This window comes from Streptomyces sp. NRRL S-455 (assembly GCF_000717875.1).
GTDB lineage: Bacteria > Actinomycetota > Actinomycetes > Streptomycetales > Streptomycetaceae > Streptomyces.
The window spans coordinates 155,665-175,767 of sequence record NZ_JOCT01000027.1 but is presented as its reverse complement, the minus strand read 5'-3'; the positions used below and the strand labels follow the sequence as shown (position 1 = coordinate 175,767).

At 70.8% G+C, this 20,103-nt stretch carries 17 protein-coding genes; 6 read left to right on the top strand and 11 right to left on the bottom strand.

Annotated features, from left to right (window positions below; genetic code table 11):
* Together IE97_RS0131005 and IE97_RS0131000 are read left to right on the top strand one after the other, a co-directional pair.
* On the top strand, nucleotides 1-742 hold a 742-nt coding region (locus IE97_RS0131005; RefSeq protein WP_037845037.1), incomplete at its 5' end, for a cytochrome c oxidase subunit I.
* Between the two features lie 5 nt (nucleotides 743-747).
* Nucleotides 748-1,089, top strand: a complete 342-nt coding sequence (locus IE97_RS0131000) for a hypothetical protein (RefSeq protein WP_234310777.1) — start codon at nucleotides 748-750, stop codon at nucleotides 1,087-1,089.
* A 7-nt stretch (nucleotides 1,090-1,096) separates the two neighbouring features.
* Here the strand turns inward: IE97_RS0131000 and IE97_RS0130995 are convergent, their stop codons facing one another.
* Nucleotides 1,097-1,984, bottom strand: coding sequence for an NAD(P)-dependent oxidoreductase (locus IE97_RS0130995; RefSeq protein WP_030247759.1), 888 nt, complete (start codon nucleotides 1,982-1,984; stop codon nucleotides 1,097-1,099).
* A 139-nt stretch (nucleotides 1,985-2,123) separates the two neighbouring features.
* On the opposite strand from IE97_RS0130995, the gene IE97_RS0130990 reads away from it, so the two are divergent.
* Nucleotides 2,124-3,119, top strand: coding sequence for a GlxA family transcriptional regulator (locus tag IE97_RS0130990; RefSeq protein ID WP_420706152.1), 996 nt, complete (start codon nucleotides 2,124-2,126; stop codon nucleotides 3,117-3,119).
* A 1-nt stretch (nucleotide 3,120) separates the two neighbouring features.
* Here the strand turns inward: IE97_RS0130990 and IE97_RS0130985 are convergent, their stop codons facing one another.
* Complete coding sequence (locus IE97_RS0130985; RefSeq protein ID WP_030247755.1) at nucleotides 3,121-3,780, bottom strand: TetR/AcrR family transcriptional regulator; 660 nt, start codon at nucleotides 3,778-3,780, stop codon at nucleotides 3,121-3,123.
* A gap of 173 nt (nucleotides 3,781-3,953) precedes the next feature.
* On the opposite strand from IE97_RS0130985, the gene IE97_RS0130980 reads away from it, so the two are divergent.
* On the top strand, nucleotides 3,954-5,210 hold the full coding sequence (locus tag IE97_RS0130980) for a PQQ-binding-like beta-propeller repeat protein (RefSeq protein WP_030247754.1): 1,257 nt from the start codon (nucleotides 3,954-3,956) through the stop codon (nucleotides 5,208-5,210).
* Here the strand turns inward: IE97_RS0130980 and IE97_RS0130975 are convergent.
* Together IE97_RS0130975 and IE97_RS0130970 are read right to left on the bottom strand one after the other, a co-directional pair.
* A complete protein-coding gene (locus IE97_RS0130975; protein ID WP_030247751.1) occupies nucleotides 5,191-7,062 on the bottom strand; it encodes a cellulase family glycosylhydrolase in 1,872 nt (623 codons plus the stop codon). The two genes, IE97_RS0130980 and IE97_RS0130975, sit on opposite strands and share 20 nt — an antisense overlap.
* 153 nt (nucleotides 7,063-7,215) lie before the next feature.
* Nucleotides 7,216-7,722, bottom strand: a complete 507-nt coding sequence (locus IE97_RS0130970) for a metallophosphoesterase family protein (RefSeq protein ID WP_030247749.1) — start codon at nucleotides 7,720-7,722, stop codon at nucleotides 7,216-7,218.
* 208 nt (nucleotides 7,723-7,930) lie between these two features.
* Between IE97_RS0130970 and IE97_RS0130965 the strand changes: the two genes are divergently transcribed.
* Entirely contained in the window at nucleotides 7,931-9,868 is a 1,938-nt protein-coding gene (locus IE97_RS0130965) for a glycosyltransferase family 2 protein (RefSeq protein WP_030247748.1), read from the top strand.
* A gap of 154 nt (nucleotides 9,869-10,022) precedes the next feature.
* Here IE97_RS0130965 and IE97_RS0130960 read toward each other — a convergent pair whose 3' ends face one another.
* From IE97_RS0130960 to IE97_RS0130930, 7 genes are all read right to left on the bottom strand, one after another.
* Nucleotides 10,023-10,838, bottom strand: coding sequence for a class I SAM-dependent methyltransferase (locus IE97_RS0130960; protein ID WP_051705180.1), 816 nt, complete (start codon nucleotides 10,836-10,838; stop codon nucleotides 10,023-10,025).
* Between the two features lie 83 nt (nucleotides 10,839-10,921).
* Nucleotides 10,922-11,794: a dTDP-4-dehydrorhamnose reductase gene (rfbD, locus tag IE97_RS0130955; protein WP_030247743.1), complete on the bottom strand. Its 873-nt coding sequence runs from the start codon at nucleotides 11,792-11,794 to the stop codon at nucleotides 10,922-10,924.
* A complete protein-coding gene (gene rfbB, locus IE97_RS0130950; protein WP_030247741.1) occupies nucleotides 11,791-12,771 on the bottom strand; it encodes a dTDP-glucose 4,6-dehydratase in 981 nt (326 codons plus the stop codon). Before rfbB ends, rfbD begins: the two co-directional genes overlap by 4 nt.
* Complete coding sequence (locus IE97_RS0130945) at nucleotides 12,768-13,835, bottom strand: glucose-1-phosphate thymidylyltransferase (RefSeq protein WP_030247739.1); 1,068 nt, start codon at nucleotides 13,833-13,835, stop codon at nucleotides 12,768-12,770. Before IE97_RS0130945 ends, rfbB begins: the two co-directional genes overlap by 4 nt.
* Nucleotides 13,836-13,937: 102 nt before the next feature.
* A complete protein-coding gene (locus IE97_RS38790) occupies nucleotides 13,938-14,117 on the bottom strand; it encodes a hypothetical protein (RefSeq protein WP_037837401.1) in 180 nt (59 codons plus the stop codon).
* A gap of 186 nt (nucleotides 14,118-14,303) precedes the next feature.
* Nucleotides 14,304-14,723 carry a CBS domain-containing protein gene (locus tag IE97_RS0130935; protein WP_030247736.1) on the bottom strand — a complete coding sequence of 140 codons (420 nt, stop codon included), beginning with the start codon at nucleotides 14,721-14,723 and terminating at the stop codon, nucleotides 14,304-14,306.
* Between the two features lie 96 nt (nucleotides 14,724-14,819).
* Nucleotides 14,820-17,270, bottom strand: coding sequence for a SpoIIE family protein phosphatase (locus IE97_RS0130930; RefSeq protein WP_030247734.1), 2,451 nt, complete (start codon nucleotides 17,268-17,270; stop codon nucleotides 14,820-14,822).
* Nucleotides 17,271-17,455: 185 nt separating this feature from the next.
* Between IE97_RS0130930 and lanKC the strand changes: the two genes are divergently transcribed.
* Nucleotides 17,456-20,080, top strand: a complete 2,625-nt coding sequence (gene lanKC / locus IE97_RS0130925; protein ID WP_037845019.1) for a class III lanthionine synthetase LanKC — start codon at nucleotides 17,456-17,458, stop codon at nucleotides 20,078-20,080.
* Nucleotides 20,081-20,103 lie beyond the last annotated feature (23 nt).

Genomic DNA, 20,103 nt, shown 5'->3' with positions numbered 1-20,103 from the left:
CCACATGTACGTCACCGGCGGTGTGCTGCTGCCGTTCTTCTCCTTCATGACGTTCCTCATCGCCGTCCCGACCGGTGTGAAGTTCTTCAACTGGATCGGCACCATGTGGCGCGGGAGTCTGTCGTTCGAGACGCCCATGCTGTGGGCGACCGGCTTCCTGATGACGTTCGTGTTCGGCGGTCTCACGGGCGTGCTGCTGGCCTCGCCGCCGATCGACTTCCACGTGTCCGACTCGTACTTCGTGGTGGCCCACTTCCACTACGTCATCTTCGGCACCGTCGTCTTCGCCATGTTCTCCGGCTTCCACTTCTGGTGGCCGAAGTTCACCGGCAGGATGCTGGACGAGCGCCTCGGCAAGATCACCTTCTGGACGCTGTTCACCGGCTTCCACGGCACGTTCCTGGTCCAGCACTGGCTGGGCGCTCAGGGTATGCAGCGGCGGATCCCCGACTACCTGGCGGTGGAGGGCCTGACGGCGCTCAACACGGTGTCGAGCGTCTTCTCCTTCCTGCTCGGCATGTCGATGCTGCCCTTCCTCTACAACGTGTGGAAGACGGCCAAGTACGGCAAGCCGGTCGGCGTCGACGACCCGTGGGGCTACGGCCGCTCCCTGGAGTGGGCCACCTCCTGCCCACCGCCCCGCCACAACTTCGTCGCTCTCCCCAGGATCCGCAGCGAGTCCCCGGCGTTCGACCTGCACCACGCGGGCGTCGCGGCCGAGCGGGAGCTGACGCTCCGGTGACCGCCATGGAAGGTCTCCCCGCGGACATGCGGGCGTTCCACAACGAGGTCGAGGGCCACCTGCTCGCCGCCGCCGCACGCGAGGAGGCCCGCACGACCGCTGCGCGCTTCACCGCCGGGCTCGAGTGGCTGACCGAGGCGCAACGCCGCGAGGTGGAGCGGCGGTTCGCGGCGGAGCACCTCGCCCTCACCCGGGCCTCGTGGCAGCGGACGGTGCGGCGCGGTGCGGAACTGCGGAGCGAGTACGAGGCGGCGTACCGCGGGTTCCGCATGCGGCTCCTGGCCGGTCTGCTGCTGGGGTTCGTGCTGGTGGTCGCGACGAACCTCGTGGTGCTGGTGTCGGTCTAGGCCGGCGTCAGGACCCGGTGCCGGCGGGATTCCTCAGCACTTCGATCAGGCTGGCGTAACTGTCCTGCCCGTGTCCGGCGGCACTGGCCTTCTCCATGGCGGTCTTCAGGAGCTCGGGCAGCGCGTTGTCGACGCCCCGGGCCGCCGCCGCGTGGATGAGGTGGTCGATGGCCGCGATCTGCACGTCGACCGTGGCGTCGTCGCCCGGGTAGCGGCCGGCGTCCACCTGGGGCGCGTACGTGGTGAGGAAGCGGGCGACGGTGTCCAGCCAGCGCGTCGCGACGGGGGTGAAGTCGGTGGCGGGTGTCCGCTCGGCGGCGACCAGTGCGGTGCCGTGCAGCCAGCCGGTCATGGTGGACCACATCAGGCCGAGCAACGCGGCGTCGTAGAGGGAGGCGAGACCCGGGTCGGTACCCAGGTGGAGGGGGTCGCCGAGGGTCGCCAGGGTGGGACGGTGGGTGTCGAAGACCTCCCGGGAGCCGCTGTAGAGGAACATCATGGCGGGGTCGCCGACGCCGGGCGGTGTGGTCATGATGGCGCCGTCGAGGTAGTCGGCCCCATGGGAGTGGGCCCACTTGACGGCTTCCTGGGCCTGTTCGGGAGAGCCGGAGGTGAGGTTCACCAGGGTTCTGCCCGCAAGGTCGCCGGCGGCCGGGTCGAGGACGGTGTACAGCGCCTCGTAGTCCAGCACGCAGGCGATGGTCAGCGGGGCAGCGGCGACCGCCTCCCGCGGGGTGGCGGCCAGGCGGGCACCTCGCTCGACCAAGGGCAGGGCCTTGTCCTTCGAGCGGTTCCAGACGGTGGTCGGATGGCCCCGGTCCAGGAGCGCGGCGGCCAGTGCCGAGCCCATCGAGCCCAGTCCGAGTACGGTGACGGCCTGGTGTTCTGCGTTCATGCCCAACTCCTCGTGCAACGTCGGTAGGTGACGGATGATCACGTTCGCAGGACGCGGAGGACGGGAACAGTGACAGGGATGACACACTCCACCAAATTCCTGCCATAGGCTGCGGGACATGAGTGCCGGGTCTGTCGCCGTGGTCGTGACCGAGGAGATCGGGGTCCCTTCATGGGATCTGTACGAACTGAGCATCCCCTGCACCGTGTTCGGCAAGCCGCAGCCCGATCTCGCCGATCCCTGGTACGACCTGCGGCTGTGCGGGACCGGAGCCGTGGAGGGGGGCGGCGCGGCGGACGGGCACGGGCTGAGTCTGCGTACGCGCTACGGACTGGACGACCTGGTCGGTGCCGACACCGTCATCGTGCCCTCGGTACCCGACCCGTGCGTGGACGAGGGCAGGCCGCTGCCGTGGGAGTTGGTCGCCGCCCTGCGCCGGGCCCATGACGCCGGCGCGCGCATGGTGTCCCTGTGCACCGGTGCCTTCGCACTCGCCGAGGCGGGGCTGCTCGACGGTCGGCGCGCGACCGCCCACTGGATGCACACCGCCCAACTGGCGGAGCGGTACCCGAAGGTACAGGTCGACGCGTCGGTGCTGTACGTGGACGAAGGCGATGTGCTCACCAGTGCGGGGCTGACCGCCGGCCTCGACCTCTGCCTGCACCTGGTGCGGCGCGATCTCGGCGCGCACGTGGCCAACCAGTTGGCGCGCCGCATGGTGGTTCCCGCCCACCGGCCGGGCGGGCAGGCGCAGTTCATCGAGGTGTCGGTGCCGACCGGCGACGACGACGCACTGGCTCCGGTCCTCGACTGGGCGAGGGCCAACCTGGACCGGCCGCTGACGGTCGCGGATCTGGCGCGGCGGGCCGCGATGAGCCCGCGTACGTTCTACCGGCGGCTGCAGGCGTCCACCGGGACGACTCCCCTGCAGTGGCTGCTCGACCAGCGGCTCGGGCGTGCCCGGTCGCTGCTGGAGTCGACCGGCCTGCCGATCGAGAAGGTCGGCGAGCTCAGCGGCCTCGGCACGGCCAACAACCTCCGGCACCACTTCCTCAAGCACCTGGGGGTGTCGCCCGGCGACTACCGGCGGGCCTTCCCCGGGGCGCACCCGACCGGGGGACGCACGCGGCCCTGACTCACCGCTCGGGGCTCCACCCCGGCGGCCGCAGGATTCCGACCAGTTGCCGCACCAGTTCGTCGACGACCTCGTCCAGCGTCGCCTCGACCCAGCCGGCACTCCAGTCGTGGAGCAGGCCGTTGACGCTACCGATGAAGCCCGTCGCGGCGAGCCGGTAGTCGCGGGGTGCCGCCTCCCCGCGCGCGGCCGCCGCCTGGGCCTCGGCGCAGATGAGGTCGACCCAGCCGGCCCTGCGGGCGAGCCGCTGTTCCTCCAGGCGCGGGCTGACGCCGATGATCTCGACGAAGGTGATGCGGATCCGGCGCGGGTCGCCGGTGACGTTCGCGGCGTAGGCGCGGAAGATCGCGGTGGCCCGCTCGACGAGCGGCAGGTCCGCCGCTCCGGCCGCCGCCTCCAGGACCGCTGATTCGGCCCAGTCGTTGACCTGGAGGTGCAGCGCGGCGAGCACGTCCTCGAGGGTGCGGAACTCTTCGTAGAACTGACGGGTGGAGAGCCCGGCGGCCTCGCTGAGCGCCGCCACCGTGGTGGAGCGGAAACCCGGGGCGTCGCCGAACAGCCGGAGCGCGGCGTCGAGGAACCTCCGGCGCCGCTCGGCCTGCCGCTCCTCGGCGGTCTTGCCGCCGTAGCGGCCGGTCGGCGCTCTGAGTCGGCCCGGCACCGGCTCCCCCTCCAAGCTTCGGACATCCACCCGGACATCCATCCACGGTCGGCTCGATTTTGTCGTGCACACGGTCTTGTGGAGAAGGGCACGCCTTCCTTACTTTGCAGTAAGTTAACTCTGAAAGCACGTGTGTTCAGATTCCTCACCCCACCTCCCAGGAGGGATCAGCCATGCCCGTCTTCCGACGACGGCACCTGTGCTCCCTGACCGCCGCCCTCGCGCTGACCGCCGCCGTTCCCGCGACCGCCGCCCAGGCGGACTCCCCGGGCGCCTCCGCCACGCTGCGCGAGGTGCTGTTCGTGGGCAACAACTGGGACGGCACCGCCGATGTCATCAAGTCCACCGGCGACTTCGGGAAGATCGGCCGGATCAACGTCATCCCCGACAAGGACGAGCGGATGGCGGAGATCAACGCCGACCCGATCAGATGGATCGCCTTCATGACGATCCGCAACACCGTCGGCGAGGGACACGACCAGTTCGTCGACGACATGTACTCCACGCCGGACGGTGCGTCGGTGGTGGTCTCCCGGCCGAGCTTCGCCGACGTCGTCTCCCTCGACGTCGCCACCGGGCGGATCAACTGGCGTTTCCCGGTGTCCGGTTACCGCTCCGACCACATGGCGGTCTCCCCCGACGGCAAGCGGGTCGCGGTGTCGGCCTCGACCTCGAACACGGTGCACGTGCTGGACATCGTCACCGGCAAGGAGCTGGGCAGGTTCGCCACCGGCGACAAGCCGCACGAGAACATCTTCACGAAGGACGGCAAGTACCTCTACAACATGGCGATCGGCGACGTGAACACGCAGACCGACGCCCCGTGGCTGGACTGGACGAAGGGCGACCGTCGCGTCACCGTCGTCGACGCGACGACCTTCAAGCAGGTCAAGGTCATCGACATGCGCCCGCAGCTCGACGCGCTCGGCCTCAAGGACCACTCCGACGCCGTCCGGCCGGCCGTGTTCTCGCCGGACGAGTCGAAGCTGTACTTCCAGGTGTCGTTCTTCAACGGCTTCTTCGAGTACGACATCGCGACCGGGAAGATCACCCGCACGAAGACCCTGCCGAAGAACCCCGCGACCAGCGACGACCGCACCACGTTCGTCAACGACTCGCGTCACCACGGCATCTCGATGAGCCCTGACGGCGGCAAGCTGTGCGTCGCGGGCACGATGGACGACTACGCCACGGTCGTCGACCGCACCACCCTGAAGGAGGGCCCGCTCGTCACCGCCTCGAAGCCCTACTGGGCCACGGTCAGCGGTGACGGCAGGTCCTGCGTCGTCTCCGAGAGCGGCACCGACCAGGTCACGGCCATCGACTTCGCCACCGGGAAGAAGGTCGTGTCCGTGCCGGTCGGCGACCACCCGCAGCGTGTCCGCATCGGCCACGTGGCCGCCGACTGGTCTAGTCCGTCCGCCGGCTGACCTCCTTCGCCGCCCAGGCCGCCAGCTCGGTGCGGGCGGCGGCGAGCAGATCCGCCGAGACAGCCGCCGCCCCGTTGGTCACCAGCGCGTAGTGCAGGACTCCCGAGTCGCGCGCGGTGAGCAGCAGGCGGCGGCTTCCCGTGCCGCCCGGCTCCTCGGCCACCCCGACCGGGGTCGTCGCGGTGTACGCGGGCGGCGCGTGGACCGTGCCCAGGTCCGAGACGACGGTGGTGGAAGCGGTCGGGAAGCTCGCCGGCAGGTGCAGCTCGGTGGGCGCCGAGCCGCCGTTCGAGCGCCACAGCAGCAGCCCGTACTGACCTGAGCCCACGAGGTGGCGCACGGTGGGCAGTGAGCTCGGCACGGGATTCCAGGTGAGGGTCGTCGAGCCGTCCCGGGAGCGGTCCTCGTAGGTGAAGCCGACGGTCGTACCGGCCGTGGCGCTCGGGTACAGACGGTCCAGGAGCCGGGCGTCCTGGCGCAGCACGGGCTTGCCCGAGTCGTCGAGGCGTACGGCGGACAGGTCCTCGTCGTTCCAGGCGTCGCCTTCGGTGCGGACCTTGCCGGGGTTGCCGTTCATCAGCTCTCGGTGGCGGCCGTTGTAGATGTCCCACTGCCACTGGGAGCCGGAGAGCACCGGCCCCGAGGCCGCCGGGTCGGACCACCAGTCGGCGCCCTTCAGCCTTGAGTCGAGGGCCTGGTACATCGCCTTGAGGACGGTGGGTGCCTTGTCGGAAACGGTGCCCGCGAGCGGGTGCCCGAATTCGCTGACCACGGCGGCCGTCCGCGCGGCGGCGGCCCGGTCACGGACCGTGCGGAAGTCGCCCGTGTACTGGCCGTCGGCCGCCTTGCCCCACATGAAGACGCCGGAGATGGCCTTCTGGTCGTAGAAGTGCGTGTTGAAGACGTAGCGCGGCCCCAGCTCGCCGGCGTCGAGCAGACCGCCTTCCTGCCGCTGGAAATCGAGGTTGGCGTTCCAGAACAGGTTCGGCTCGACGAACGCGGGCCTGTCACGCCAGCCCGCCGCGTCCATGCGGGCCCGGAACTTCTCGTAGAACGGCCACAGCACGTCCTTCTCCCAGGCCCGGCTGGTCTGCCCCGAGTCATGGACGCCCGCGTGCGGCTCGTTGTACGGGTCGAAGCCGACGACGCCCTTGAACTGGTCGGCGCTCAGGTGCTGTCGCACGTACGCCATGGTTTTCTCCGCGGTGGCGAGGAAGGCGTCCTGCACGCCGTGCGCGTTGTGCCAGAAGTCGTACGACGCCCGCTTCACGGCCTCGTTCTGGGTGATGTTCTGGCCCCAGAAGAGGCAGATCCCGCAGGACTCGTCGGGGTAGTCGCCCGCCTCCACCGCCCACTTGGGGGCGCCGTCACCCGTGTACCAGCTGTCGGCGTCGAACAGGTGCCGGGAGTAGAGGTCCTGGTGGAAGTCGGGGTAGACGCGGATTCCGGCGTCGAGGAAGGCCTTCATCTGGTCGGTGGCGGCGGCCAGGTAGGCCGTGTCCGTCCTGCCGCGCTCGGGCTCGGCGTACGCCCAGGAGAGCAGGAAGCGAATGGTGTTTCCGCCGCCGAGGGCGCGCAGCGCGGTCGCTGACGTGCGCGCGTCCGCGACCGAGGCGAAGGGGAGGCCGCCGTTCTCCGCCAGCTTGGTCTCGCCGGAGACGTTGTAGCCGCGCAGCACGATCTCTCGGCCGTGGGCGTCGGTGAAGCGGCCGTTCCGCACCGTGACGGCCGGGTCGTCGAACCAGAGGGAGCCGTCACGGGGCGCGGCGGTGGCGGGCGGGACGCCCGCCACCGACAGGGAGCCGAAGAGGACAGCCAGGACAACCAGCAGACGTACTCGGATAGTCGTCATGTCCACTACAGTCCGGCGATATCAGGACACCGTCAACACCTCTGACTCCGGAGTAAGTTTTCGCTCGGCCGGCCGCGCGCCCGCTGAGTTCCCCGGACTCCGGCACGCCGCCCGCAGCCGTGATCACCGGTGAGGCGGCGAGATCGAGGCTCCCTACGGTGAGCGGGGTGGCAACCGGTGCAGTCGGACGTCGGTGAGCAGGCCGTCGGCGACGGTGGCGGTCATGTACGTGCAGTGGGGCTGCCGGCGGCGGTCCGTCGGGGAGCCCGGGTTGAGCAGGCGCAGGCCCGTGGACGCCGTGGTGTCCCAGGGGATGTGGCTGTGGCCGAAGACCAGCACGTCGAGGCCGGGGAAGCGGGCGGCGCAGCGCTGCTCCCGGCCCTGGGCGGGGCCCGTCTCGTGGATCACGCCGAAGCGCAGCCCGCCGAGTTCCACGTACGCCACCTCGGGCAGCCGGGCGCGCAGGTCCGGGCCGTCGTTGTTGCCGTACACGGCGACGAGCCTGCGGCAGCGCTCCTCCAGCAGGTCGAGGGTGGCCGTGTCGACCCAGTCGCCGGCGTGGAACACCACGTCGGCCCGGGGAAGTCCGGCCAGCAGCGGCGCCGGCAGTTCCCTGGCCCGCTTCGGGAGGTGGGTGTCGGACATGAGGAGCAGTCGCACCATTCAAGCGTAAGGGCCGCCGGCCGATCCGCCAGGGAACCCATTTGACCGCGAACAGACAGACGGAGCGGCTCAGTTGCCCCGCCGCCCGGGATGATCACGGGCCGGTCTCGAAAGGTGGGGGGCATTCTCGACCGGGTTAGCATCAGGCGACAAGCAGTAAGGCAGGACGTCTACGGCAAGCGACCCGAAGGGGCCCGGAAACCCGATGCCGGTCAAGGTAAGCGTCATCGTCCCCGTGTACAACCCGGGGATCTACATCGAGGACTGCATCGCCTCGCTGCAGAGGCAGTCGCTGCCTCCCGACGAGTACGAGGTGATCTTCGTCGACGACGGCTCGACCGACGATACCCCGGCCCGGCTGGACGCGCTGGCCGCGGAGGACCCCCGGATGAAGGTCATCCACCAGGAGAACTCCGGCTGGTCGGGCAAGCCCCGCAACGTCGGCATCGATGCCTCCCGGGGCGAGTTCGTCATGTTCGTCGACAACGACGACTACCTGGGCGACGAGGCGCTGGAGCGGATGTACGACTACGGCGTGGCCAACGGCGCCGATGTCGTGGTGGGCAAGATGGCCGGCAAGGGCCGGGGGGTGCCGGTGGAACTGTTCCGCCGCAACCACCCGCGCGCCACCGTCGGCAACGCGCCGCTCATCGACAGCCTCACCCCGCACAAGATGATCCGGCGGGCCTTCCTGGACCGCGTCGGCCTGCGCTTTCCCGAGGGCAGGCGGCGCCTGGAGGACCACGTCTTCATCGCTGAGGCGTACCTGCGGGCGGAGAACGTCTCCGTGCTCAGCGACTATGTCTGCTACTACCACATCCGGCGCGACGACGGCTCCAACGCCGGCTTCGAACGCTTCGATCCCGTCGGGTACTTCGGCAACCTGCGCGAGGCCCTCGACGTAGTCGAGAAGTACACCGAGCCCGGCCCCGTGCGCGACCGGCTCTTCCGGCGCTGGCTGCGCGTGGAGATGGTGGAACGGCTGCGCGGCCGGCGTCTCCTCACGCTGCCCGACGATTACCGCCGGGAGCTTTTCCGGGAGATCCACTCGGTCGTCGTGGAGCGCTTCGGACCCGGCGTCGCGGCCGGGCTGCAGCCGACCCAGCAAGTCGTCGCGGCGCTGACCGCGGCCGACCGGGTCGACGATGTCGTGGCCTTCGCGGAGTGGGAGAACTCCATCGCCCTGGCTTCCACACCGCACACCGTGGCGTGGCGGGAAGGTGCGCTGCGGATCGAGTTCTCAGCAGAGTACGCCTCGGCCGGTGAGCCCATGACGTTCCCCGCGGACAGCGCGAGCGTGCCCCTCGATGACGCCCCGAAGGACGTCGAGGAGGCCATCGCCTGGGTGGAGGCGGAAACCGCCGCCCGCTTCGGTCACGCGACCGCGGATCTGCTGCTGCGTGAACGCGCCAGTTCGGCCCAGCACTTCCAGCCGGTGAAGTTCACCCGCGAAACCGTACCCGTCGGGGACGGCGACCGGGTCCGGCTGGTGCTGCGGGCCGTGGTCACCGTCGACCCGGCGTCCCTGCCCGGCACCGGGGTGTGGGACGCCGTCGTCCGGGTCAAGCTGGGCGGCTGGACCAAGGAACGCCCGCTCGGCCCGGTGCCGCACGCGGGCAGCTCCGCCGCGCACGCCGGGGTCATCGGCGGTCGCGCGGTCCTGCCGTACTGGACCAAGCCGCGCGGGAACCTCGCCCTGGACACCGGCGCCCGCGGCACGCGGCTCGGGCTGGGCAGCGTGAAGCATGCGGATGCCACCGTTTCCGGCGACCGGCTCAGCACCCTGCTGCCGCTGCACGTCCCCGCCGACACCGCGGTCCGGGTGAGACTCTCCTCGTCGGGAAGGTCCGTGCACGTGCCCGGCACGCTGTCTCCGGCTCCCGAGGACAGTGCGCTGCTCGTGGCGACTCTGCCCTCCGCCCGGGCCCGCGGGACCTGGCGGCCCGCACTGTGTCTCGCCCCGGAGGCGGCCGAGCCGCGCTTCGTGACGCTGCCGCTGGCACTGCGCGGTACGGCCGACGGGGTGCGGGTGGTGCCGGTGCCGCGTCCCGGCGTCCTACGGCGGCTGGCGCGCAGGGCACGCCGCGTGCTCCGCGCCGCCCGGGCAAGAGTGATGCCCCGCGCCGAGTCCGGAGGACGGTGACCTCATGCGGCCCCGGGGCTAGGCCGGTGACGTCGTGAAGAACTGCAACTCCACGCGGATCCGGTAGATCACTCCCCGGAATTCCAGAAGGCGCCCTCGTGGCCGCGGAGCAAGCCGCCGGCCACGAGGGCGCCTTCGGGTTCACCCGCCGGTGTCAGGACTTGGATTTCGACTTGCCGTACCGCTCCTTGAGCGCGCTCCTCTTGTTGGTGCCTTCGGCGTTCCTGCCCTTTTCGATGATCACCAGGTTGTGGTAGAAGTGCACGCCGACCACGTTGAGATCCGTGTACGTCGGCTGGTAGTTCTCGTCCACGAATTCCTCGTAGTTCAGCCCGTCGGCCAGCCGCTTCAGCATCGCCATGCTGGTGTGCGGGGCGTCGAGGTCCTCACTGCCCATCCATTCGGGCCAGTACGACGACTGCGTGTCCTCGACGGCGTAGATGCCACCGTCCTTGAGCCGGGGGAAGAGCGTGGCGAACGTCGTGAGCACGTGCGGGCTGCGGTGGCTGCCGTCGTCGATGATGACGTCGAGCTCGCCGATCTTGTCCGCGACAGCGTTCAGGGACGAGGGATCGGACTGGTCACCGATGAACGTCGTGATGCGGTCCTCGTCGACGAACGACTTGTCATGGATGTCCATTCCGAAAATCTGCGCCTTCGGGAAGAAGGCCTTCCACATGCGCAGTGACGCCCCGCCCTGACCGGACCGGCTGTAGCCTCCGATACCGATTTCCAGCAGGTTGAACTTCTCGTTCTTCAGGTGCTGGAGATGGCGCTGGTAGTGCTGGGTGTAACGGTGCGTTCCCCACTTGTCCGTCTTGAAGTGCACGGCCAGCTTGTTCAGGTCGTTGGAGATCGCGGCGAGTCCGGTCGGCTTGGCCGGCTTGCCCGAGAGGCGCTGCTTCAGGCGGCGCAGCGCCTTCCAGTTCTTCTCGCCCACTACGGACTTCACAGTTGCTCGAATCGACATCGTGGAAGGTTTCCTTTCATGGCGCCTATGGGCGCGCGCTCCGTACGACCGGCGGATCGACAGGTCACAAACTCAAGAGCCACTCATGACATCTCTTTGCGGGTGTGGGGCAGCGCTTCGTGCAGGGCGGACTTCCAGTCCCGCATCGGCTTCAGACCGATTTCCCGCCATCGGTCATGGCCGAGGGCGCTGTACGCCGGCCGGGGCGCGGGCCTGGAGAAGGCCGCGCTGCTGGTGGGACGCACCCGGTCCGGGTCGGCGCCGACGAGGGAGAACACCTCGCGGGCCAGCTCGTACCAGGTGGCCTCGCCGGAGTTGGTGGCGTGGAAGACGCCGTGCGCGTCAGGGCCGAGCCGGATGCCGAGGTCGGCGATCCGCTCGGCGACGTCCGCGCTCCAGGTGGGCTGCCCGCGCTGGTCGTCGACGACGTCGACGGTGTCGCGGCGGGCTTCGAGACCGATCATGGTCCGCACGAAGTTGGCCCCGTGGGCCCCGTAGAGCCAGGCGGTGCGCACGATCGCGCTTCGCCCGGGCAGTTCCTCGAGGACGGCCCGCTCCCCGGCCAGTTTGGTGCGGCCGTAGGCGGTGCGCGGGGCGGGCTGGTGGTCCTCCGGGTAGGGGGCGGTGCGGGTGTCGCCGGAGAAGACGTAGTCGGTGGAGACGTGGATCAGGCGGGCGTCGCGGGCGGCGCAGGCCCGGGCGAGCAGGCGCGGCCCCTCGCCGTTGATCTCCAGGGCGCGGGCCTCGTCGGTCTCGGCGTCGTCGACGGCCGTGTACGCGGCGCAGTTCACGACGAGGCCGGGCCGGTGGTCCGCGACGGCGCTGTCGACGCTCTCGGGGCGGGTGATGTCCAGTGCCGTCCGGTCGAGGGCCACCACGTCCTCGCCGCGCCGGGTGAGCTCCTCGACGACGTCGCGGCCGAGCATTCCGCCCGCGCCGGTGACCAGCCACCTCATGCGCGCTCCTTGGTGACGCGTCGCTTCAGGGGCTCCCACCAGGCACGGTTGTCGCGGTACCAGGCGACGGTGTCGGCGAGGCCGCCTGTGAAGTCGTGCAGCGGACGGTAGCCGAGTTCGTCACGGGCCTTGGACCAGTCGACGGAGTAGCGCAGGTCGTGGCCCTTGCGGTCCTCGACGTACTCCACCCGGTCCCAGTCCGCGCCGCAGGCCTGAAGAAGCAGGCCGGTGAGTTCCTTGTTGGTGAGTTCGGTGCCGCCGCCGATGTTGTAGACCTCGCCGGGCCGGCCCTTGGTGCGCACGAGGTCGATGCCCTGGCAGTGGTCGTCGACGTGCAGCCAGTCACGGACGTTGCGGCCCTCGCCGTACAAGGGCACCTTGTGGCCGTCGAGGAGGTTGGTGACGAACAGCGGGATGACCTTCTCGGGGAACTGGTGCGGGCCGTAGTTGTTGGAGCACCGGGTGACGCGCACGTCCAGGCCGTGGGTGCGGTGGTAGGACAGCGCGATCAGGTCGGAGGAGGCCTTGGAGGCCGAGTACGGCGAGTTCGGCCGCAGCGGGTGGTCCTCCGGCCACGAGCCGGACTCGATGGAGCCGTAGACCTCGTCGGTGGAGACGTGCACGAAGGGGCCCGTGCCGTGGCGCAGGGCGGCGTCCAGCAGGGTCTGGGTGCCCAGCACGTTGGTGCGCACGAAGTCGGCGGCGCCGGTGATCGAGCGGTCCACGTGCGACTCGGCGGCGAAGTGCACGACCTGGTCCGCGTCGGCCACGAGCTTGTCGACCAGCTCGGCGTCGCAGATGTCGCCCTGCACGAACTCCAGTCGGGGGTGATCGAGTTCGAGGTTGTCGAGGGTGCCGGCGTAGGTGAGCTTGTCCAGCACGGTGACGTGCGGCGCGTCAGGCGCGTCCTGGGCGAGCAGGAGGCGGGTGTAGCGGGAGCCGATGAACCCGGCGGCTCCGGTGACGAGGACGTTCATGAAGTGATCTGCACCTTGCTGTGGTCTCCGAGGACGAGGCGGTGGGCGCTGGGGACACTGGGGGCCGGGGTCACCTCGACGTGCCGGCCGATCAGGGAGGACTCGATCCGGCCGACGCCCTGGATCGAGGAGTCCCGCAGCACGATGGAGAACTCGACTTCGCTGTCGGTGATCCGGCAGTTCTCGGCGACGGAGGTGAAGGGACCGACGTAGGAGTCGCTGACGAGGGTTCCCGAGCCGATGACGGCGGGCCCGACGATACGGGAGTTGACGATCCGCGCGCCCTCTTCCACGACCACGCGGCCGATGGTCTCCGAGGCGTCGTCCACGTCGCCGTCGATCCGCCGTTCCATGCCTTCGAGGACCGTGCGGTTCACCTCGAGCATGTCGCCGACGTTGCCGGTGTCCTTCCAGTAGCCCTTGATGACCGTGCAGCGCACGTCCGCCCGGGAGTCGATCAGGTGCTGGATGGCGTGGGTGATCTCCAGTTCGCCGCGCCAGGACGGTTCGATGGCGCGCACCGCTTCGTGGATCAGGGGGGTGAACAGGTAGACACCGACCAGGGCGAGATCGCTCTTGGGCTGGTCGGGCTTCTCCTCCAGGCCGATGACCTGGCCGGACGGGTCGAGTTCGGCGACGCCGAAGGCGCGTGGGTCGGCCACGCGGGTGAGGAGGATCTGGGCGTCGGGCCGGTTGTCGCGGAACTCGTCGACGAGGCCGGTGATACCGCCGACGATGAAGTTGTCACCGAGGTACATCACGAAGTCGTCGTCGCCGAGGTAGTCCCGGGCGATCAGTACCGCGTGGGCCAGCCCGAGGGGCCGCTCCTGGGGGATGTAGGTGACGTTCAGGCCGAACTTCGACCCGTCACCCACCGCTTCCTCGATCTCGTCGGCCGTGTCCCCGACGATCATGCCCACGTCGGTGATGCCGGCCTCGGCTATCGATTCCAGCCCGTAGAAGAGCACGGCCTTGTTGGCCACTGGCACCAGTTGTTTGGCCGACGTGTGTGTGATCGGCCTCAGTCTTGTTCCTGCGCCGCCGGACAGCACGAGAGCCTTCATTCGGCTCACCTTAGTGCCGATCCGGCGGATGTGAACATCACTTCTTCAGTTGTCGACGCCCGGAGTTGATCAGCTCGTCACCGCGCGGCCTCGTGGGAACCGTCAGTCCTCGCCCCTGACGATGTTCCAGTCCGGCTCGGAGCGCGCGGGCCGGGTGGCGGCCCGGTCCTCGACGGCGGGGAGGCAGGTCCGCAGCGCGGCCTTGCCGCGCAGGCGGCGTGCTCTCGACCAGCCGGTCTCGGGCCGACGGACGGGCTTGTCACTGGTGTCCATGGTCGTCACGACACATCATCTTCCTTCTGCATCCGCTGTTTGTTCGAGTCCCCCGGAACAAACCGAACAAACCCGGGACCGTGACGCCGCGCACCTGCGACGGCCGAACTTCCCTGCGCCCTGAGGCTGTTCGTGGGCGCACACAGGACGGTCCCGCGCCCGGTGTGCGCGGGACCGTGCGGAACGGCGCGGGTGTCAGGTGTTGGGACGGGCGGCGCTGATGTCGCCAAGGGCCGAGTCCGGGTCCCGTTCCATGGCCATGTCCCCCAGGGAGACGATGCCCACGGGGCGTCCGTGGTCGACGACCGGGATACGTCGTACGGAGTGCTCGCGCATCAGCTCCACCGCCTGGCCCAGGTCCTCGTCCGGGCTGACGGTGACCACCTCGTCACTGCACGCGCCGGCCACGGCGGTCCGCTCGGGGTCGCCGCCCTGGCTGATCGACCGGACCACCAGGTCACGGTCGGTGACCACGCCACGCAGATCGTCGCCGTCCGTCACCAGGACGACCCCGAGGTCCTCGTCGCGCATGATGCGGGCCACCTCGGCGACGGATGTCTGCGGCTCGACCGTGGCCGGATCGCTGGTCATGATGTCGCGGACATGCTGAGCCATGACGTTCCTCTTCCTTCGGCTCTTGCGGGTTCTCCGTCTTGCGCCGCCCGGGTACCCGGTGATCCGGCCTGGTCACCCGGTGCTCGGGAGAGTCGTTCACCGCCCCAGCACCAGCTCCGCCCACACCTGCTTGCCGCCGCTGACCGGCAGGGTGCCCCAGGTCGCGGAGAGGGCCTCGACGAGGAGAATGCCGCGGCCGCCCGTGGCCTCCCAGCCGATGCTGGTCGGCCGGACCGGCGAGCGGGGTGAGGCGTCGGCGATGGCGACGCGCAGGCGGTTGTTGACGAGGGTGAGGTCCATGCGGACCCGGCCGTCGGTGTGGACGAGGGCGTTGGTGACGAGTTCGGAGACGACGAGGAGGACGGCGTCGATGTCTTCGGTGACGCCCCAGGAGCGCAGGGTGCGCCGGGCGAAGCGGCGGGCGTGCCCGACCGCCTGCGGCACCCGCCACACCGTCCAGCTCTCCCGCAGCGGGCGCAGCTCCATGCCGTCGTAGCGCAGCAGGAGCAGGGCGACGTCGTCGCTGCGCGGGGCGTTGCCGAGGAGGTCGTCGGCGACCAGCCCCGGGTCGCCGGGGGCCGCGGCGGCCAGCTGCCCGGCGAGGCGGTCCATGCCCTCGTCGATGTCGGCGTCGGGCGTCTCGACGAGCCCGTCGGTGACAAGGGCGATCAGGGTGCCGGGTGGGAGCCGCAGCGGGCTCATCGGGAAGTCGGCCCGGGTGATCACGCCGAGAGGCGGGCCGCCTTCGGCCTCGGCGATCTCCGTCGTGCCGTCGGGGTACCGCAGTACCGGCGGGAGGTGCCCGGCGCGCACGCACCATGCGGCACCCTCCTCCAGGTCGATGTCGACGTAGGCACAGGTGGCGAACAGGTCGCTGTCCATGTCCATGAGGAGCCGGTTGGCGTGCGCGACCACCACGTCCGGCGGGTGCCCCTCGACGGCGTAGGCGCGCAGCGCGGTCCGCATCTGGCCCATCAGGGTGGCGGCGCCCGCGCTGTGGCCCTGGACGTCGCCGATGACGAGGGCCACATGGTTGTCGGGCAGCGGAATGACGTCGTACCAGTCGCCGCCGAGTTCCAGCCCGGCGGTGCTGGGCAGGTAGCGGGCGACGGCCATCGCGCCCGGCAGCGCGGGCAGGCGGCGCGGGAGGAGCTGGCGCTGGAGCATGCCGACGAGTTCGTGTTCGGCGTCGAAGGCGCGGGCCCGCATGAGCGCCTGTCCGGCGAGGCCCGCGCAGGCGGTGAGCAGGGAACGCTCGTCGGAGCCGAAGTCGTGCGGGCTGTCCCAGCCGATCAGGCAGATCCCGGCCATGCGGTTACCGGCGGGCAGCGGCAGGACGGCCAGACCGCCGGGGCCGACCTCCGCCAAGGCGCGCTCCAAGGGGCTCCCGGCGGGCCAGATCCGGGCGCGGCCCTCGCGCAGGGCGGCGGCGAGGGTCGGCATGGCGCGCACGGGCGCGTCGGGCCACTCGGAACGCCATTCCGCGCGCCACAGCTCAGGCCACGCCTCGGGTTCGGGCGGATCGAGAACGGTGACGACCAGCCGGTCGGCCTCCAGCTCGGCGAGTGCGATCCGGTCGGCCCTGAGGGGCCGGCGCAGCGCGGCGATCACGGCCTTGCCGACATCGCGGACGGTGACGGCGGTGGCCAGCGCGGCGGCCAGGCGCTGGACGCGGACCACGTCGGTGACGTCGGAGCGCAGCGTGGAGGCGTCGGCGACGGTGCCGACGAGCCGGGCGGGGCGGCCCTCCCCGCCGGGCAGGAGCCGCCCGCGCAGCCGGAGCCACTTGGGCGGCCCGGCGGGCTGGAGCACCCGGAACTCCAGCTCCCGGTCCCCGATCGACATGTGGTCGGCCTCCACCACGGACATCAGCGAGGGCAGGTCCTCCGGCACGGTGTGGCCCAGGAGCGTCTCGACCCGGCCGTCGAACTCCACGGGGTCGAGGCCGAACAGGTCCAGCAGGTCGTCGCCGACCCGGACGCGGCCGCTGTCCATGGCGAGGGTGAAGGCGCCCGGTGGCAGTTCACCACCCTCGGTGGGCGCGGCCGGGGTGGGGAAGGCGACCGCGTCGGAGACGAGTCCGAGGCACTCGCGGTCTTCGGTGTCGAACCCGTCGGGGTGCTCGCTCACGGCGAGGAGACAGCCGCCGCCGTCCCCCTGTACGGGCAGGGCCACCAGGTGGAACTCCCGGGAGGGCACGCGTCGCGCCTGGACGTGCGCGGCGAGCTCCCGCGGCCCCAGCGACACCGGCCGTCCGTCGCGGTGGGCCGCGGCGACCGGGGACCGGCCGTTGCGGGGGTAGCTGTCGCGCAGCCCGTACAGCGTCCGCGGTACCCCGGCCGACTCCACCAGGCACAGCAGCTCACCGTCCTCGCTGGGCACGTACACGGCGACGAAGGCCGCACCGGCGAAGACGAGAGCCTGTTCGAGGACGCGGCGCACCCGTTCGGGTGACTCCTGGTCGATCGCGATCGCTCTGAGGGCACCTTCGGCACGCAGCGATCGCGTTCCGCGTGCCTGGGCGCCCTCACTGACCACGTTGGCCATTACAGCGCTTATGAGACACCTGCGCAGCCCCTGTGACCATTCCGTGGAGCCGCCCCACCTCGCGATCGAAACGGCATCGAACATGTCTTTACGCATGCGTTCCGCACGGTGGTCTCGTGACAGCCATGACTGTTGGTGCCCGTCGCCTGGCTGGAAAGCTCGGTGCCCGTCACGGAGGGGGACGCATGGACAAGCGGTACGAGGTGTACGCGCTCGCCGACCGGCATTTCTACGAGACGCCGGACCGGCTGGCGGGGAGCGGGCAGGGGACAGCCGCGCACCTCTACGAGACGGCCGGCCGGCCGGTGCCCGAGGGCTGGGAGGCGGCCCGGATCGGCGACTGGCTGACGATGACGCCGCTCGGCACGGACGGCGAGCCGCTGCCCGGCCCGGCGCAGGGCTGGAAGATCCATGCCTCGGCCACCCGGGCGAACGCGGAGAAGATCGCCGGGATCGTGTGGGACTACTGCGTCGAGCGGCGCGTCCCCTTCAAGTTCGTGCCGGGTCCGCACCTGCTGCACCTGCGCAACACGAAGTACGCGCCCCGGGACGGCAGCGGCAAGTTCGTCACCGTCTATCCGGCCGACGAGGAGCAGCTGCGCGAGGTGTTGTGCGAGCTGGGCGCGCTGCTGGAGGGGTTCGAGGGGCCGTACATCCTCACGGACCTGCGCTGGGGGGAGGGTCCGCTGTACGTCCGCTACGGCGCCTTCGCGCGCTCCTTCGTGGTGGACGAGCGGGGCTCGCTGGTGCCGGCGGTGCGGGACGGCGAGGGGCGGCTGGTGCCGGACCGGCGGTCGCCGTCCTTCCAGGTGCCGGAGTGGGTGACGCTGCCGGCGTTCCTGCAGCCGCATCTGGACGCGCGCAACACCACGACGGTCGGTGAGCTGCCGTACCGCATCGAGAAGGCGCTGCACTTCTCCAACGGCGGCGGTGTGTACGCGGGCACCGACACCCGCGACGGGCGCAAGGTCGTGCTGAAGGAGGGCCGGCCGCACGCGGGGCTGGCCTCGGACGGCGCCGACGCGGTCGCCCGTCTGGAGCGGGAGAAGCGGGCGCTGGAGCGGGTCGCCGGGACCGGGGTGGTCCCGGAGGTGCGCGACTGGTTCGAACTCGGCGGGCACCGCTTCCTGGTGATGGACTTCCTCGAGGGCCGTCCGCTCAACTCGTTCTTCGCGGAGCGGCATCCGCTGCTCGTCCAGGACCCCGACCCGGGGGCCGTCGCCTCCTACACGGCGTGGGCGCTGCGCATCCACCGCAGGGTGGAGGAGGCCGTCGCGGCGGTGCACGCGCGCGGCATCGTCTTCAACGACCTGCACGTCTTCAACATCATGGTCGGCCCGGACGAGGAGTCGGTCTTCCTGCTCGACTTCGAGGCCGCGGCGCCCGCCGAGGAGAACGGCCGTCAGGTCGTCGCCCACCCCGGCTTCTTCGCACCGCCGGACCGCCGGGGCGCCGATGTCGACCGCTATGCGCTGGCCTGTCTGCGGCTGGCCCTGTTCATGCCCGTGACCACGCTCTTCGTGGTCGACCGCGGGAAGGCGGCGCATCTGGCGGAGGTGATCTCCCAGGAGTTCCCGGACGTGCCGCGGGAGTTCCTCGACGAGGCGGTCGCGGAGATCACCCGGGAGGTGTCCGGCCGTACCGTGGCCGCCCCCTCTTCACCGGTGGACCCCGGCGACTGGCCGTACAGCCGCGACTCGATGGTCAAGGCGATCCTCGCCTCGGCCACCCCGGAGCGCGAGGACCGGCTCTTCCCCGGCGACGTCGCCCAGTTCTCCGACGGCGGAGGGCTCGGCATCGCCCACGGCGCGGCCGGGGTGCTGTACGCGCTGGACGCGATCGGCGCCGAGCGGTACGAGGAGGGCGAGCGCTGGTTGCTGGCCCGGACGGCTCCGGCTCCGGTCGGTACGCCCCTCGGCCTGTACGACGGGCTCGCGGGCGTCGCCCTGGTCCTGGACCGGCTCGGCCACCGGCAGCGGGCGCTGGACCTGGTCGAGGGCATCCTCGCGGAACGCTGGCAGAACCTCTCCTCCGACCTGCACGGCGGACTGGCCGGACTCGGTCTCGTCCTGGGCGAACTGGCCCGCACCACCGGCGAGACGGAGCTGCGCGAGCGGGCCGACGAGGCCGCGCGGATCCTCGCCGGACGGCTCACCGAGCCGCTCCCGGCCACACCACGGCGGCGCGCCGGACTCCTGCGCGGCGCGACGGGCTCCGCGCTGCTGATGCTGCGGCAGTACGAGTGGACCGGCCGGGCGGCATGGCTGGAGGCGGCGGCCGTCGCCCTGCGCCGGGACCTGGAGTCCTGCGTGACCCGCGAGGGCGGGGAGCTGGAGGTCGACGAGGGCTGGCGGACCCTGCCCTACCTCGGTGACGGCAGCGCGGGGCTGGGCATGGTCCTCGACGACCTCGTGGCTCACGCCCCGGACACCGCGGGAGAGTTCGAGGCCGCCCGCTCCGGCGTGCTCACCGCGGCCACCTCCCGCTTCTACGCGCAGCCCGGTCTCTTCCAGGGCCGCGCCGGAATGGTCCTGCACCTCAGCCGCACCACCACGCCGGGCGCCACCGCGGACCGGCTGGCCGGGCAGATCGCCGGACTCGGCTGGTTCGCGATGGCTTATGAGGGCCAACTGGCCTTCCCCGGCCACCAGATGATGCGGCTCTCCATGGATCTCGCCACCGGAACGGCAGGGTGCCTGCTGGCACTCGGCGCGGCCCTCGACCCGGCGACCGACGCCCACCTGCCGTTCCTCCCGCCGCCGAACCGGCGGCACCCACAGACGCGGTTCCGCCGTCCGGCGGAGTCGTGACACAACCCCGTCCCCACGGATGA